Below are 14,310 nucleotides of genomic sequence, written 5' to 3'. Positions count from 1 at the left end.
AGAAAAACAGAATGATAATCAATATTGGTAAGAGGTGAAAGGCTTTAAAATGTGGACAATAAAAAAGTAGAATTTGAGATGATCTCAAATTCTACTTTCTGATTATTTATGATATCTACTTATTGGAAGGACAAGTGGTGTGTTTGAGATTGGGTCATTGATGACTTGGCAATCTAAATTAAAGGTTTCTTTAATTAGCTCACTTGTCACGATATCATTTGGTGCACCTTCAGCTATTAGTTTTCCGTTTTTTACAGCAAATAAATAATCTGCATAACGTGCTGAAAGGTTAATATCATGAAGCACCATAACTATAGTTGTTCCGTACTTTACATTTAGATCTTTCAATAAATCTAAAATTTCTACTTGATATGTAATATCTAAATAGGTTGTTGGTTCATCTAAAAATAAAATATCCGTTTGCTGAGCTAATGCCATCGCAATCCATACACGTTGGCGTTGTCCACCTGATAATTCATCAATGTGGCGATCACTAAATTCTGCAATATTCATCATATCAAGAGCTGTGGCAACGGCTTCGTAATCTTTTTTTGACCAACTTGAAAACATAGATTGATGTGGAAATCGCCCACGACCAACTAAATCTGCAACGGTAATCCCTTCTGGAACAATCGGGGATTGAGGTAAAAGTCCAACCATACGTGCAAGCTTTTTAGAAGGGATTTCATAGATTGATTTATTATCTAAATACACATCACCCTTCGTTGGTTTTAATAAGCGGGCCATTGTTTTTAATAAAGTAGATTTTCCACATCCATTTGAACCGATAATAATGCTGATTTTATTTTCAGGAATCGATAGGCTTACATCCTTTAAAATTAGATTTTGGTCATAACCAGAATGTAAGTTTTTTGTTTGTAATGTATGGGACATTAAATTTCCCCCTTTCGATTCATCTTAATGAGTAAGTAAATTAAATACGGTGCTCCAATAATCCCTGTAATAACACCAACAGGATAGTTTACTTCAAAAGCAAATTGCCCGATTAGATCTGCTGCAAGCACCAAAATTACACCAATTAATCCGGAAGGTATAAGTGCTGAGAATCCAACCCCAACAATACGTCTTGCAATTGGACCAGCTAAAAATGAAATAAAGGCAATTGGTCCAGTTGTTGCAGTAGCTAATGCAATAACGAGTACAGCTGTTACTAATAAAATAATACGAACTTTATTTGTTGAAACACCCAATGAAGTTGCTGCTTGTTCACCGAGCTCTAGCATTTCTAAATGATTAGAAAAATAGATTAGTATCGGTGTACAAATGACGATAAGAATTAATAAAGGCATTACGGTTTCAATTTTTGCACCGTTTAAACTACCATTCAGCCATCGAAGAGCAGTTGGTAAATCATTTGTTTTAGCAATTAACATTAAATAAGAGATAAAGGCATTAAGCATTGCTTGTATGCCAATCCCGATTAAAATTAGTCGACCAATGGAAAAAGAAGTTGCTCTTGAAAAACCATAAATAATGAGAACTGTTAATAATCCGCCAACAACAGAAGCAATTGAAATCATTGTATTACTTACATTAAGGACTACGATGCAAAATACAGCTGATGCACTTGATCCGGCTGTAATCCCAATAACATTTGGATTTGCTAATGGGTTTCTTAGCATTGTTTGAAATACATAGCCACCTATACCAAATGCAAACCCAGCAAGAAGTCCAGCTAACATTCGTGGAAAACGTAATGTTCCTACTGCAAAACTTGCCCCTTTAACTTCCTCGCCTAATAAAACAGCAATGACATCTTTTACAGGATAAATAGTATTTCCCAGCATAAGCATGGCGCTACACAATGCAAGGACAATTACAAATAATAGAGCAAGCGTCATGATATAACGACGTTTACGTTTCGTTCTAGATTGAATTATAGTTTGTAAAGTCTCATTGTTCATCATAGGCTACGCATTTTCGCTTTCATTGTAATATAAATTAAAATCGGTGCCCCAATAAAGGCTGTTAGTATTCCAACTTCTACTTCTCCAGGACGAGCAATTAAGCGCCCTACTACATCGGAAATCGTTAAAATGATCCCACCAGAAATAGCAGAAAGCGGAATGACAAAGCGCAAATCTGGTCCAATCATTAATCGAATTACATGAGTGGCTAATAGACCGATAAATGCAATTGGTCCTGCAAAAGCTGTAGCTGCACCACAAAGTAAAACGCCAGCAAAAGCAGATATTAAACGAATCGTCCCTGTTTTAACACCTAAACCTATCGCTACTTCATCTCCTAAAGCCATCGCATTCAGTGCAGGTGCAGTAATAAGAGCGATGACGATACCTACTATTAGGAAGGGGAGAAGTAATTGAATACTATCCCATGTACCCGCTCCAACACTTCCAACCTGCCAAAAACGGAATTGATCCATAACATTTTGACGAGGGATCATAATTGCAGTGACGAGTGAAGTTAGGATTGCACTTGTTGCTGCTCCAGCTAAAACGAGCTTTAATGGAGTAGCACCGCTTCCACCAAGGGAACCAATTGTAAACACAAAAATAGCAGTTAGAATTGCACCTGCTATAGCTAACCATACATATTCATTTGCAGAGCTAATATTAAGAAAGGCAATTCCACTGACAACAAATAGGGAAGCGCCTGTATTAACTCCTAAAATACTTGGATCGGCAATTGGGTTTCGCGTGACTGATTGCATTAGTGCCCCAGATACACCTAATGCACCACCACACATAAAACTAAAAATCGTTCGTACAACGCGTTGACGAACGACACTAGATTCATGGTCCATTAACTCTGGATGGAATAAACCATCCAGAATTGTAGACCACCCAATTGAACGAGAGCCAAAAGCTATAGAAGCAATGATTGAAACGATTAGTAATATTAGAAGAATAATCGTTAACTTTCCTAAATTCTTTGGTAGGAAAGATTGCTTCCTTTGTTCAACGTTCAACTGTTTCATAATTACTTAATATTCTTAGCTACATCTGAGATTAGAGTTAAGTATTCATCAATTGTATATTGAATTGAAAGTGGGTTAGGGTTACCAGCAGCTGCTAAAGGCGTATTGTCTTCAATAACTACAATGTTACCAGCAGCAATTGCAGGAACTTTCCCTAAAATTGGATCAGCTTGTAATGCAGCTAATGTATCTTTATTTCCGTAAGTAATAAATAGTTCTGTGTCGTTTAATGCATCTGCATTTTCAGCACTAACTTGAATGTAGAAACTATCGTCAGTAATTAAATTTTTAATTCCTTCTGGATATTCCATACCTAAATCAGATAAGAATTCACCACGTGGATCTGCAGGTGTATAAATGTAGAAGCTTGATAAATCAGCTGTGTTAAACATACCGAAAGCAGCTTTTTTACCTTTAATAACAGAGTATTCATTTGCTTTTTCTTCAATTAACTTCTCTGTGTCAGCTACTAATTGCTTACCTTCTTCTTCCATACCCATACCTTTAGCATTTAACAATACTTGGTCACGCCAAGGTGTAACCCAAGGTGTTTCTTCATAAGGTACTACTGGAGCAATTTGGCTTAATGTATCGTATTCTTCTTGAGTAATGCCTGAATAAGCTGCAAGAATGACATCTGGATTACTGTCAGCAATTGCTTCAAAATCTAAACCGTCAGTATCTTGGTAGACGTTTGGATTTTCTTCACCAAGTTCTTTTAATTTTTCAGCTGTCCATGGTAATAAACCTGAATCATCTTGGATACCGTAGTTCGCAGCAGAGAAACCTACTGGTACAACACCAAGTGCTAAAGCAACATCATGGTTTGCCCAAGAAATTGTTGCAACTCGTTCAGGCTTTTCATCAATTGTTGTTTCACCAAATGCATGTTTAATAACGATAGGATATTCATTATCGCTTTCTGTTTCTGATGTTGTTTTTTCTTCATTTTTTGTACTGTCATTGCCACAAGCAGCTAGAATCAGAACAAAAATAGAAGTAATGATAAATAATAATGATTTTTTCATTACAATTGCCTCACTTTGTTGATTAATTTTTTTAATTAAATGATAATTGTTTTCATTTATCTTTGTACGGATTTATAATACTCTTAACTGCTTTTATGGTCAATATTTTTTTGAGAATTATTTTCAATTACAATTTATGGAGAAGAATTTAATGGTATAATATGGTATATTAAATTGAAATTTAAACTTAAAATAAATAATTGAGGTTTATTGAAAGTAAATGGAGAAATATTAATTAGTAATACCATTCAGGGGGGAATAAATTGATTAAAAAAACGGTTGTACCATATTGTATTATTTTTCTACTGATTTTAACAGCGTGTAGTAATAAGGAAAGTACAGATACATTAGAAGTAACTAAGATGGAAGAAAATGATCATTCTATTGTTAAAGAAGATAGTAAGGGGTATGAACTAAAAAGTGAAACATTTACTGAAGGTAATGTAACAATACAATATCCTCAAATAATAAATTTAACTAATGAAGAGAAACAAAAAGAAATAAATGAATTTATTAAAAAAGAAGCCCTTGCACCTTTTTTAGAGACGATACAGTCGTTAGAGCCGGACCAAGAATATGAGGCGGAAGGATATTATGAAATTAAGTTAAAGAACAATGACACATTAAGTATCGCTTACTATAGTTATAACTACATTAGCACAGCTGCCCATCCGTATAATTTATTTTTTACGACTAATATTGATTTAAAAACAGGTAAACCATTATATCTATCTAATTTTGTTTCAACAATTGATAAGGACTTTATAGCACTGTTAAAAAAGGCAAAGTATGTTGGTTCATTAGAAGAGGAATACGATCAACAGATTAATGAATTAGCATTTAGTCAGTATAGTAGCGATGAAGAATTATTATCAGCCCTTACTACTAACGATGGGCATGATTATGGTATTTATGTTTATGTAACAGAAAAGGCTTTAGGGATTGTAATGCCTGTACCTCATGCAGCGGGTGATTATGCGGAATTTGAAATACCAATAAGTGATTTAAAATCATAACAACTAAATCAGAATGAAATAGAAACATGCCAATAACGGTTCATTACTAATGTTGGTATGTTTTTTTGTGGATTTTTACAATAGTTTTTTCACAAATTATATTATAAGAATGGATTTGTGTTTGAAAATAGGTTAATAAGCATGATATAAGTGTAAAAGAAGAAAATCATTAATATTTTAAGAATTTAAAAGTTGTACCGATAATGAGAGGAATTGAGTTTGAGATGATAGATAATTTTTGGCGTGAGTTACCACGACCATTTTTTGTACTTGCTCCTATGGAAGATGTGACAGATGTTGTGTTCCGCCATGTAGTAAGTAAAGCAGGGCGTCCAGATGTTTTTTTCACGGAGTTTACAAATTCGGATAGCTATTGTCATCCAGAGGGAAACAAAAGTGTGCGCGGCCGTCTAATATTCACTGAAGATGAACAGCCAATGGTGGCACATATTTGGGGAGATAAACCTGAATATTTTCGTGAAATGAGTATTGGCATGGCTGAATTAGGATTCAAAGGTATCGATATTAATATGGGCTGTCCAGTACCAAATGTGGCATCAAGAGGAAAAGGTAGTGGCCTAATCTTACGCCCAGAAGTTGCAGCTGAACTGATTCAAGCAGCAAAAGTGGGCGGATTGCCTGTAAGTGTCAAAACTAGACTTGGTTACACAGAAATTGACGAGTGGCGAGAATGGTTAACACATATTTTAAAACAAGACATCGCGAATCTTTCTATCCATCTCCGAACAAGAAAAGAAATGAGCCAGGTTGATGCCCACTGGGAACTCATTCCGGATATTAAGAAACTGCGTGACGAAATCGCACCGGATACACTATTAACTATCAATGGCGATATCCCAGACAGACAAACGGGCTTGATGCTTGCTGAAAAGTATGGTGTGGATGGCATTATGATTGGTCGAGGAATTTTTAAAAATCCATTCGCCTTTGAAAAAGAACCGAAAGAACATAGCACGAAGGAATATCTTGATCTGTTAAGATTGCAACTGGATCTTCAGGATAAATATTCGGAAGAATTACCACGTTCCATCACTGCCCTTCATCGATTCTTTAAAATTTATGTTAAAGGATTCCGTGGAGCTGGTGAATTAAGAAATCAGTTAATGAGCACAAAATCAACGGATGAAGTACGTGCATTGCTCGACAAATTTGAAAGAGAAATGGAAAATCAATAATAATAAGTGTAGATTGGCTGGATTAAATTCGATTTTGAATCGGGTTTATTTTAGCCAATTTTTTGTTTTGAAATAAAATGAAGTCGAATTTTATATAATGGAAAAAAGTGCGATTAATGAGAGGAGTGGAGACTTGTCGATAAAAAATCCTCAATATGCTTTTTTAGAGATGGATTATAGTAATCCAAATCTTAATCAAAGTGAAACGGTAAAGGAGCATGGCAAAAGTACATCCTTAATCAACAAACAGCCAGCAAATCTACTATTAAATATAAACTGGATTCTAGTATGGTTAAGTACTATACCAGCAGATGTCTATTGTATTACTATTTTTGTTATATCAAAATATTTATAAACAAATTAAAAAAAGGAGTGTGCAGATAGATTTGCACACTCCTTAACTTCTTAAATTGAATGCTAAGTAGACGATTCAAAATTATTTTTCAGTTGCCAAATTAGATTCCTCAGCATTTTCCTGTTCTATTTTCTTAGGTACTAGGAACGTCAAAATGAAGCTTATAACCCCTATGCAGGCCATGATAATAAAGATACCGTGAATACCAGTAGCCAAAGAAGTTGATGATACTTGTGACATATTTGTTGAAGTGCCTAGATGTTGATTTAAGTAAGTTCCTAAAACAGCTACTCCTAACGCCTGACCTAATGTACGAACAAAGGTATTAGAAGATGTAGCTGCACCTCGAAGATTCCAACCAACAGCTGATTGGACAACAATTGTAAATACAGTCATCGAGAACCCAAATCCTAATCCCATTATGAAAATGATGCAAGTGAACATCCAAATTGGGGATGAGATTGTGATAAAAGTTAAAGCAAAGGATCCTAATGTAACTAGGAAAGTTCCAATAAGTGAAATTATTTTTGGACCAAACTTGATTAGAAGTCGGCTACCAAATGTTGCTCCAAGGGGCCACCCTATTGACATAGGGAGCAAAACAAATCCTGAAAATATAGCACCTTTATCAAGTACAGTTTGAGTCCATAATGGAATATAAGTTGTGACACCAATTACAATGACACTCGCTAAAAAGGCAACAATATTAGAGACTAATATTACTCGATATTGAAATAGTTTAAACGGGATAATTGGTTCAGGATGCTTGAACTGTATAAAAACGAAAACAGCAAGAAATAGGATCGCTACAATTAAAAGTACATAAGTTAGCATTGAATTAAATTGCCCAGAAAGCAGTACATAGAGGATTGCAGTTGTTCCAATGGTGAATGTAATGGCTCCACCATAATCAATATTTCGTTTTTGTTTCTCAATCTTTTCCTCTAAATGTTTACCAATAATCCATATGGAGATTAATCCAAAAGGAAGATTAATAAAGAAGATCCAGTGCCAACTAACATAATCGACTAGTGACCCTCCAACTAGGGGACCAAAAAGACCGGCAATTCCCCAAATTGAGCTAATTAGTCCTTGAACCTTCGCGCGTTGTTCATATGTGAAAATATCTCCAATAATCGTAAAGGTAATTGGAATGACAGCACCCGCTCCTATTCCTTGTAACCCGCGGAACAATATTAATTGCCCCATATTTTGTGAAAGGCCACATAAGAGTGATCCTAATAAAAATATTGAAGTACCCACAATAAAGACCTTTTTACGCCCAAAGAGGTCCGCTAATTTCCCGAAAATGGGGGTTGTAACTGCAGAAGTGAGTAGGTAAATGGCAAATACCCAACTAATGAGGTCGAGTCCACCTAAGCTTTTCACGATTGCCGGTGTAGCAGTACTAATGATGGTTCCTTCAATGGCAGAAAGAAAAGTTGCTACGAGTAGCGCACCTGTTATTTTACGTTGATACGAATTCATTTTTTACTCCTTACTGTATTTTCAGTTTTGCTAGAAAGCAAATATGAGAATGATTTTTTGCATTGATTAATTATAATGAAATCACTTGTGAAATGGTAGGATTTTTATTTACAACGAATGGGAAATTACAGTTTGAAGTCATTACTTTCTTATTTAATAGAAGAAAAATGATGGGGAATTTGAACAGTGTAAAGAGCTCTTAAAATGCATGATGCGTTTTTAAGGGCTCTTTTTATATTTAACTCAAACTTCGCACATAAATAATTAGGTTCAATAGTTGATGCTATTTGGTTCTTCTCGATTTCAATAAGAACCTTGACATACTTTTTTTAGATACAAAAAACACCTCATTCTTTGGTATAGTGGATTTGTCGAGAATACACTACCAAACAGAAGAGGTGCTTCCATTATGATAGAGCATAATGACCAAAATAATCAACTACCAAAAGAATTAAAATCTGTGTTTCGTGAATTAGAGATCGTGAAACATCTTCGAAAAGCCGGTATTACTAAGAAGTTTGGCTTTACAACTTCCTATTTGTTTCAACTTGTTTTTTGTTTAATCTTTCATCATAAGAGTTGGTTCACCCTTTTAAATTCAAAGAAGGGAGACCGTTACCCTGCAAAGGACTCTGTTTATCGTTTCATGAATCATTCCAAGTTTGCATGGCGTCGCTTTTTAACGTATTTAAGTGTGCATGCCATTCAAAAGGTCGATCAACTGACGGATGTAACGCGTCCAAAAGTGTTGATCATTGACGATTCTATGTTTGATCGGAATCGGAGTAAAAAGGTAGAACTTCTTGCGCGTTGTATGGATCATTCATCTTTAACGAAACGCTTCTATAAAGGGTTTCGTATGCTTACTTTGGGTTGGTCGGATGGCTTTACATTTATGCCACTTGACTTCACGTTACTGAGTTCAAAAAATGCACAAATTAATGGGATTTCCGAGAATATTGACAAGCGTTCTTCCGGCTATAAACGACGTGTAGAAGCGTTGGAATCTGCTCCTACCGTTATTCCCAGTATGCTTGAAAGAGCATTACAAGCAGGTGTTTCCGCTGATTATGTGTTAATGGATACATGGTTTACGCAACAACCTCTTATTCAATCCATCGTTGAACTCGGTCTTGACGTCATTGGCATGGTGAAGGCAACGAATCAACGCTATTTGGTGAACGATCAAAGGCTATCTCTGAAAGAACTATACAAAGTTGCCACACCTGTTTCTGGCAAGAAAGGCATCATGCGATCGATTCAAACTACTATGGCAAATGGCATTCAAGTAAAGGTCGTGTTTATTCAAAACCGCAATAAAAAGAGCGAATGGCTTGCGATTCTCAGCACCGATTGTACGCTTTCTGAACAAGAAATCGTCCGTATCTATGGCATGCGTTGGGATATTGAAGTCTTTTTCAAGACGACAAAATCCCTATTACGCCTTCAGAAAGAATTTCAAGGCATATCGTATGATTTACTCATTAGCCACACAACGGTTGTGTTTTCCAGATACATCGTCTTGTCCTGGCAAAATCGTTGCCATAACGATCAACGAACATTAGGTGGCATTTTTTATGAATTATGTGATGAAGTCAACGAACTGGATTGGGCTGTCGCGTTACAGCAATTAATCGAGCTTCTTGAAGATGCCCTAAAAAAGACAAATAAAACAATCCAAAAATTAATCAAAAGTCAACTACAGCAGTGGATTAACGGTCTGCCTAACTATATCAAGGCTTATTTGTCGATTTTAGTCTGCGAAGTTTGAGTATTTAACTATAATTTTCGATATCTTTTTAGAGCGAATAAATTCAAGATAATAAATACAAATGCAAAAGCTAGTAAAACATATAGATTATTGCTTATCTCACTGAGTGATAAACCTTTATACATAACACCTTTTAACGCATCAGCTGCATAATATAGTGGCATTATTTTTGCTAAAACTTGTAACCAATCAGCCATTCCTTCAATCGAAAAGATACCCGAGAAAAAGATTTGAGGAACAATAACCAATGGAATGAATTGCACCATTTGAAATTCAGAGCTCGCAAAAGAAGATAATAGTATTCCAAGGGATAATGCGACTATGGCTACAACGATATTGATTAAAATAACATTCCAAAACGAACCGACTAAATTTATATCTAATATATTGATTGAAAATAGAACAACGATGATTGTTTGTAAGATTGCTAATAGTCCATATCCTATTAAATAAGCAGCAACAATCTCACCTCTCCGGATAGGTGTAGCCATTAATCGTTCTAGAGTACCTGTAGTTCTTTCATTTAATAAGCCGATACCAGAAATTAAGAAGACGAAAAAGAATACAAAAAATCCAATGAGTATTGGGCTAAAGGTATCAAATAGTTGCGTATCTTTGCTTCCATAAATGTAGTTTGTTTGAATGCTATCATTGTTTGGCGTCATGCCCATTACTTGTAATTGAAGTTCTTTACTAATAACTTGTTTTACTTTCATTTCTATACTTTTGGCAGCTGTCGGATCATCATTTAATAGTGTGAGTTTAGTCTCAGTACCTTCTATTTGTAAAAAGCCGGTCAAATTATCTTTCAAGATAGCTTTCTCAACATCTGAAATATCTTCATATTCATGAACAATTATTTCAGATTCTTTTAATGACTCGATTAATTGTGGACTACCATTTTCTACTCCTAAAGCTGGTTCTACTGTATTCCCATTAAATACTAAATTCATAAGGGTAAGTATTAATAGTGGTGCAATGAAAAGTAGAGCTAAAGTACGTTTATCCCTTACTATTTGTAATAGAATTCTTTTAATGAGTGCTAGAGTTCTCATTGATCCTTCCTCCCAGCCGCTAAAAATACTTCATCTAAGCTTTGTGCAGAGTATTTTTCTTTTAATTGTTCAGGTGTACCTGTGGCAATAAGAGAACCTTCTCGAACCATAGAAATAACATCACATTTATCGGCTTCATCCATCACGTGGGTAGTGACGATAATCGTTTTGCCTTCTTCGTTTTTAAGTCTTAACAGTTCATTCCAAATACTTAATTTTAATTCTGGATCAATCCCTACTGTCGGTTCGTCTAATATGAGTATTTTTGGATTTTGGATTAACGCAATTGCAAGGGATAATCGTCGTCTCATCCCACCTGAGTAGGCTGACACTTTTTTATTTAGGTCAGCAGTTAAATTAACTAATTTTGCTGCATATTCAATTCGATTTTTTCGTTCTTTTTTATTTAATTGATAGAGCGATGCAAAAAACATTAAATTTTCTTTACCAGTAAGTTCTTTGTACAGTGCATCGGATTGCGCCATGTAGCCAATTTGTTGAAGGACATTTAAATTCGGCATTTTTTCCCCTAATAAATAAATGGAACCTGTATCAGGTATATCCATTCCAACAATCATTTTTATTAATGTTGTTTTTCCTGCTCCTGAAGGTCCAATAAACCCATAAATTTTCCCTTCCATAATTTCGAATTTAATATCCTTTAAAACATTCTTCTTTCCGAAGCTTTTATTCACGTTTTGAATCGAAATTGCTTGATTCATCAAAAAACACCTCCTAGTCTAAAATAAGTGATAATATGTTGTAGTAAATTTAGCAACCTAATTGGAGAAAAGTTAATAAAAATGACAAACTGGCAATTTCAAATAAGGTTTAAATAGATATATATTTAGTCTCATATTAAACGCATCATTTGGTATAGTTTAGAGCTATATTAGAAGGGAACTATATTAATTGTCTTTCGTTATATAAACTTGACAGAAATGAAAAATAGGAATACTATATATAATCTATGAAAGTTATCTTAAAATAATAGTTTCTCCGATATACATGAAAATTAAAAGGTAGGTGTAAAAATGAAAAGTTTAGTAAATACAAAAGATGGCCTATTTAATAAATTTTTAGGAATATACTTTTTAGCTGTTTTAATGTTATGGATTAAAACATATTTAACGCAAACAACACAATTTGAACTAGGTGCAGAAGGACTTCTGCAACAATTCCTTTTATTTATAAATCCTTTAGGTTCTGCACTTATTTTTCTAGGATTTTCATTTTTATTTAAAGGAAAAAGAAGATACACAGCACTTGTTGCTATTTACGCACTTATATCATTTCTGTTATATGCGAATGTTGTATATTATCGATTCTTTAGTGATTTTATTACATTACCTACAGTCATCCAAACACAGAATTTTGGAGATTTAGGTGGTAGTGTTCTTTCATTATTAAAACCTTATGATATTTTGTTCTTTATTGATGTTTTTGTAATGTTTTACTTACGTTTTACAAAAAAAGTAGAAAAGCAAGTAAGTGGTATTGGTTATCGAAAAGGAATTGTGATTGTAACGTTTGCTTTAGCGATTTCAATCGTAAATTTAGGACTAGCTGAAGCTGACCGTCCACAATTATTAACACGTGGTTTTGATAGAAACTATATTGTGAAATATTTAGGAATGTATAACTATACGATTTATGATGCAGCTGAAACTGTTAAAGCATCTTCTCAAAGAGCTTTAGCGGATAGCGATGATATGACAGAAGTTATTAACTATACAAAATCAAATTATGCCGAGCCAAATCCTAAATATTTCGGTGCAGCGGAAGGCATGAACGTTATTTATTTACATTTAGAATCAATTCAAAACTTTATTATTGACTATAAATTAAATGGAGAAGAAGTTACTCCATTCTTAAACTCTTTATCAAAAGATCCGAAAACATTGTACTTTGATAATTTCTTCCATCAAACTGCACAAGGTAAAACTTCAGATGCTGAGTTTATGTTAGAAAACTCATTATTTGGTTTACCACAAGGATCAGCTTATATTACGAAAGGTCAAAATACGTATCAAGCAGCTCCTGGTATCCTAAAAGATAAAGGATATACATCTGCTGTATTCCACGGTAATGGTGGAACGTTCTGGAATCGAAACGTAATCTATAAATCATTTGGTTATGATAAATTCTTTGATGCTGACTATTATGATACAAGCTCACCAGAAGATATGGCGGAATATGGTTTATTAGATAAACCATTTTTCGAACAATCAGCTGAACTATTAAATACGTTACCACAACCTTTCTATACAAAATTTATTACGGTTGGTAACCATTATCCTTATAAAATTAATCAAGAATTAACTTCTATTGAAAAAGCTAATACAGGAGATCCATCTGTGGATAACTATTTCCAAACGGCTCGTTATGCAGATGAAGCAATTGAACAGTTCTTTAATCAATTAAAAGAATCTGGTTTATACGATAACAGTATGATTATTCTTTATGGAGACCATTATGGTATTTCAGATAATCATAACAAAGCAATGGAACAAATTATTGGAAAAGAAATTACACCTTATGAAAATGCTAATTTACAAGAGGTACCATTATTCATTCATGTACCAGGTATGGAAGGTGGAATAAACCATACTTACGGTGGCCAAATCGACCTTCTTCCAACAGTGTTACATTTATTAGGTGTTGATTCACAAAATTATGTTCAGTTCGGTTCAGATTTATTATCTGATGAACATAATGATGTTGTTCCATTTAGAAATGGTGACTTTGTAAGCTCAACAATTTATTCAATCGATGAAAAACTTTATGATGCTAAAACAGGTTTACCATTAGACGAGAGTCAAGCTGAGATGGCTAATGATATTAAAAAAGAAGTAGATTATCGACTACAATTATCAGACAAGGTTGTAAATGGTGATTTATTAAGATTCTACACACCAACAGGATTTACTCCAGTTGACCCTACACAATATAACTATAATATCGATACAAATACAGTATCTGAGTAATTGTATCTGGCAATTCAAGAAAATGTGAAGCTGGGACAAAACTAAAAAGACACCATTTTTCTAACGTGAAAAATGGTGTCTTTTTGATATGAAGGACGTTGATTTCCATTCCGTGTGGACGCTTTCCGAGGGCATGGCCGCAACTAATTTTTGCCGTCTATAGCCGGCAAAAATGGATTTTCGGCTCATGCTATTCCCGCAGGAAGCTTTGCTCTGTAGCGAAAGGCGAATGCCGTCAGCTACACTCAGCCACACTCCATTTCAATCAACTTTTTGTAAATAGCAGATTTTCATCACTAATATTTCTAAATAAATTTGAAAAACCACTTTTTGTCTCAAACCCATTTCATTTGAATTGCCTTTTTTGTTTCAAATGAATTTGTGGGTTAATATAAATTTCTACACCAATCCAATTACACCTGTTCAAAATATTTTTAATAAGAGTGCGCTTTTAT

General features: G+C 34.4%; 12 protein-coding genes. 5 read left to right on the top strand and 7 right to left on the bottom strand.

Annotation, left to right across the window (positions count from 1 at the left end):
• Window positions 1–102 precede the first annotated feature (102 nt).
• Genes NKR20_RS15415 through NKR20_RS15400 form a run of 4 tightly spaced genes read right to left on the bottom strand, consistent with a single transcriptional unit; the run spans window position 103 to window position 3,987 of the window.
• Complete coding sequence (locus tag NKR20_RS15415) at window positions 103–894, bottom strand: ABC transporter ATP-binding protein (protein WP_121215499.1); 792 nt, start codon at window positions 892–894, stop codon at window positions 103–105.
• The gene (locus NKR20_RS15410; RefSeq protein WP_211330960.1) at window positions 894–1,925 is read right to left on the bottom strand and encodes a FecCD family ABC transporter permease; all 1,032 of its coding nucleotides are present in this window, start codon (window positions 1,923–1,925) and stop codon (window positions 894–896) included. Before NKR20_RS15410 ends, NKR20_RS15415 begins: the two co-directional genes overlap by 1 nt.
• Window positions 1,925–2,959: a FecCD family ABC transporter permease gene (locus NKR20_RS15405; protein ID WP_121215501.1), complete on the bottom strand. Its 1,035-nt coding sequence runs from the start codon at window positions 2,957–2,959 to the stop codon at window positions 1,925–1,927. Before NKR20_RS15405 ends, NKR20_RS15410 begins: the two co-directional genes overlap by 1 nt.
• 2 nt (window positions 2,960–2,961) lie before the next feature.
• Window positions 2,962–3,987, bottom strand: coding sequence for an iron-siderophore ABC transporter substrate-binding protein (locus NKR20_RS15400; protein WP_253427378.1), 1,026 nt, complete (start codon window positions 3,985–3,987; stop codon window positions 2,962–2,964).
• A gap of 263 nt (window positions 3,988–4,250) precedes the next feature.
• Between NKR20_RS15400 and NKR20_RS15395 the strand changes: the two genes are divergently transcribed.
• From NKR20_RS15395 to NKR20_RS15385, 3 genes are all read left to right on the top strand, one after another.
• Window positions 4,251–5,003 carry a PdaC/SigV domain-containing protein gene (locus NKR20_RS15395; RefSeq protein WP_253427376.1) on the top strand — a complete coding sequence of 251 codons (753 nt, stop codon included), beginning with the start codon at window positions 4,251–4,253 and terminating at the stop codon, window positions 5,001–5,003.
• Window positions 5,004–5,206: 203 nt separating this feature from the next.
• Window positions 5,207–6,199 carry a tRNA dihydrouridine synthase gene (locus NKR20_RS15390; protein WP_121215504.1) on the top strand — a complete coding sequence of 331 codons (993 nt, stop codon included), beginning with the start codon at window positions 5,207–5,209 and terminating at the stop codon, window positions 6,197–6,199.
• Window positions 6,200–6,296: 97 nt separating this feature from the next.
• Entirely contained in the window at window positions 6,297–6,554 is a 258-nt protein-coding gene (locus tag NKR20_RS15385) for a hypothetical protein (RefSeq protein WP_253427374.1), read from the top strand.
• A gap of 81 nt (window positions 6,555–6,635) precedes the next feature.
• Here the strand turns inward: NKR20_RS15385 and NKR20_RS15380 are convergent, their stop codons facing one another.
• Complete coding sequence (locus NKR20_RS15380) at window positions 6,636–8,042, bottom strand: MDR family MFS transporter (protein WP_253427372.1); 1,407 nt, start codon at window positions 8,040–8,042, stop codon at window positions 6,636–6,638.
• Window positions 8,043–8,451: 409 nt separating this feature from the next.
• Here NKR20_RS15380 and NKR20_RS15375 point away from each other — a divergent pair, with 409 nt between their 5' ends.
• Entirely contained in the window at window positions 8,452–9,813 is a 1,362-nt protein-coding gene (locus tag NKR20_RS15375) for an IS4 family transposase (RefSeq protein WP_121215386.1), read from the top strand.
• Window positions 9,814–9,821: 8 nt separating this feature from the next.
• On the opposite strand, the gene NKR20_RS15370 is transcribed toward NKR20_RS15375, so the two are convergent.
• Together NKR20_RS15370 and NKR20_RS15365 are read right to left on the bottom strand one after the other, a co-directional pair.
• Window positions 9,822–10,868, bottom strand: coding sequence for an ABC transporter permease (locus NKR20_RS15370; protein ID WP_253427370.1), 1,047 nt, complete (start codon window positions 10,866–10,868; stop codon window positions 9,822–9,824).
• The gene (locus tag NKR20_RS15365; RefSeq protein ID WP_121215508.1) at window positions 10,865–11,590 is read right to left on the bottom strand and encodes an ABC transporter ATP-binding protein; all 726 of its coding nucleotides are present in this window, start codon (window positions 11,588–11,590) and stop codon (window positions 10,865–10,867) included. The genes NKR20_RS15370 and NKR20_RS15365 overlap by 4 nt, the downstream gene beginning before the upstream one ends.
• A 312-nt stretch (window positions 11,591–11,902) precedes the next feature.
• Here NKR20_RS15365 and ltaS point away from each other — a divergent pair, with 312 nt between their 5' ends.
• Window positions 11,903–13,855, top strand: coding sequence for a lipoteichoic acid synthase (gene ltaS, locus NKR20_RS15360; protein WP_253427368.1), 1,953 nt, complete (start codon window positions 11,903–11,905; stop codon window positions 13,853–13,855).
• Window positions 13,856–14,310: the final 455 nt, after the last annotated feature.

It is taken from the genome of Ureibacillus endophyticus (assembly GCF_024159215.1).
Classification (GTDB): Bacteria; Bacillota; Bacilli; order Bacillales_A; family Planococcaceae; genus Ureibacillus; species Ureibacillus endophyticus.
This window is presented reverse-complemented; position numbering and strand designations above follow the sequence as displayed.

Coding starts and splice junctions, on each gene's coding strand:
- NKR20_RS15415 (WP_121215499.1), bottom strand. CDS start 894: ATGTCCCATACATTACAAACAAAAAACTTACATTCTGGTTATGACCAA.
- NKR20_RS15410 (WP_211330960.1), bottom strand. CDS start 1,925: ATGAACAATGAGACTTTACAAACTATAATTCAATCTAGAACGAAACGT.
- NKR20_RS15405 (WP_121215501.1), bottom strand. CDS start 2,959: ATGAAACAGTTGAACGTTGAACAAAGGAAGCAATCTTTCCTACCAAAG.
- NKR20_RS15400 (WP_253427378.1), bottom strand. CDS start 3,987: ATGAAAAAATCATTATTATTTATCATTACTTCTATTTTTGTTCTGATT.
- NKR20_RS15390 (WP_121215504.1), top strand. CDS start 5,207: ATGAGAGGAATTGAGTTTGAGATGATAGATAATTTTTGGCGTGAGTTA.
- NKR20_RS15385 (WP_253427374.1), top strand. CDS start 6,297: ATGGAAAAAAGTGCGATTAATGAGAGGAGTGGAGACTTGTCGATAAAA.
- NKR20_RS15380 (WP_253427372.1), bottom strand. CDS start 8,042: ATGAATTCGTATCAACGTAAAATAACAGGTGCGCTACTCGTAGCAACT.
- NKR20_RS15375 (WP_121215386.1), top strand. CDS start 8,452: ATGATAGAGCATAATGACCAAAATAATCAACTACCAAAAGAATTAAAA.
- NKR20_RS15370 (WP_253427370.1), bottom strand. CDS start 10,868: ATGAGAACTCTAGCACTCATTAAAAGAATTCTATTACAAATAGTAAGG.
- NKR20_RS15365 (WP_121215508.1), bottom strand. CDS start 11,590: ATGAATCAAGCAATTTCGATTCAAAACGTGAATAAAAGCTTCGGAAAG.
- ltaS (WP_253427368.1), top strand. CDS start 11,903: ATGAAAAGTTTAGTAAATACAAAAGATGGCCTATTTAATAAATTTTTA.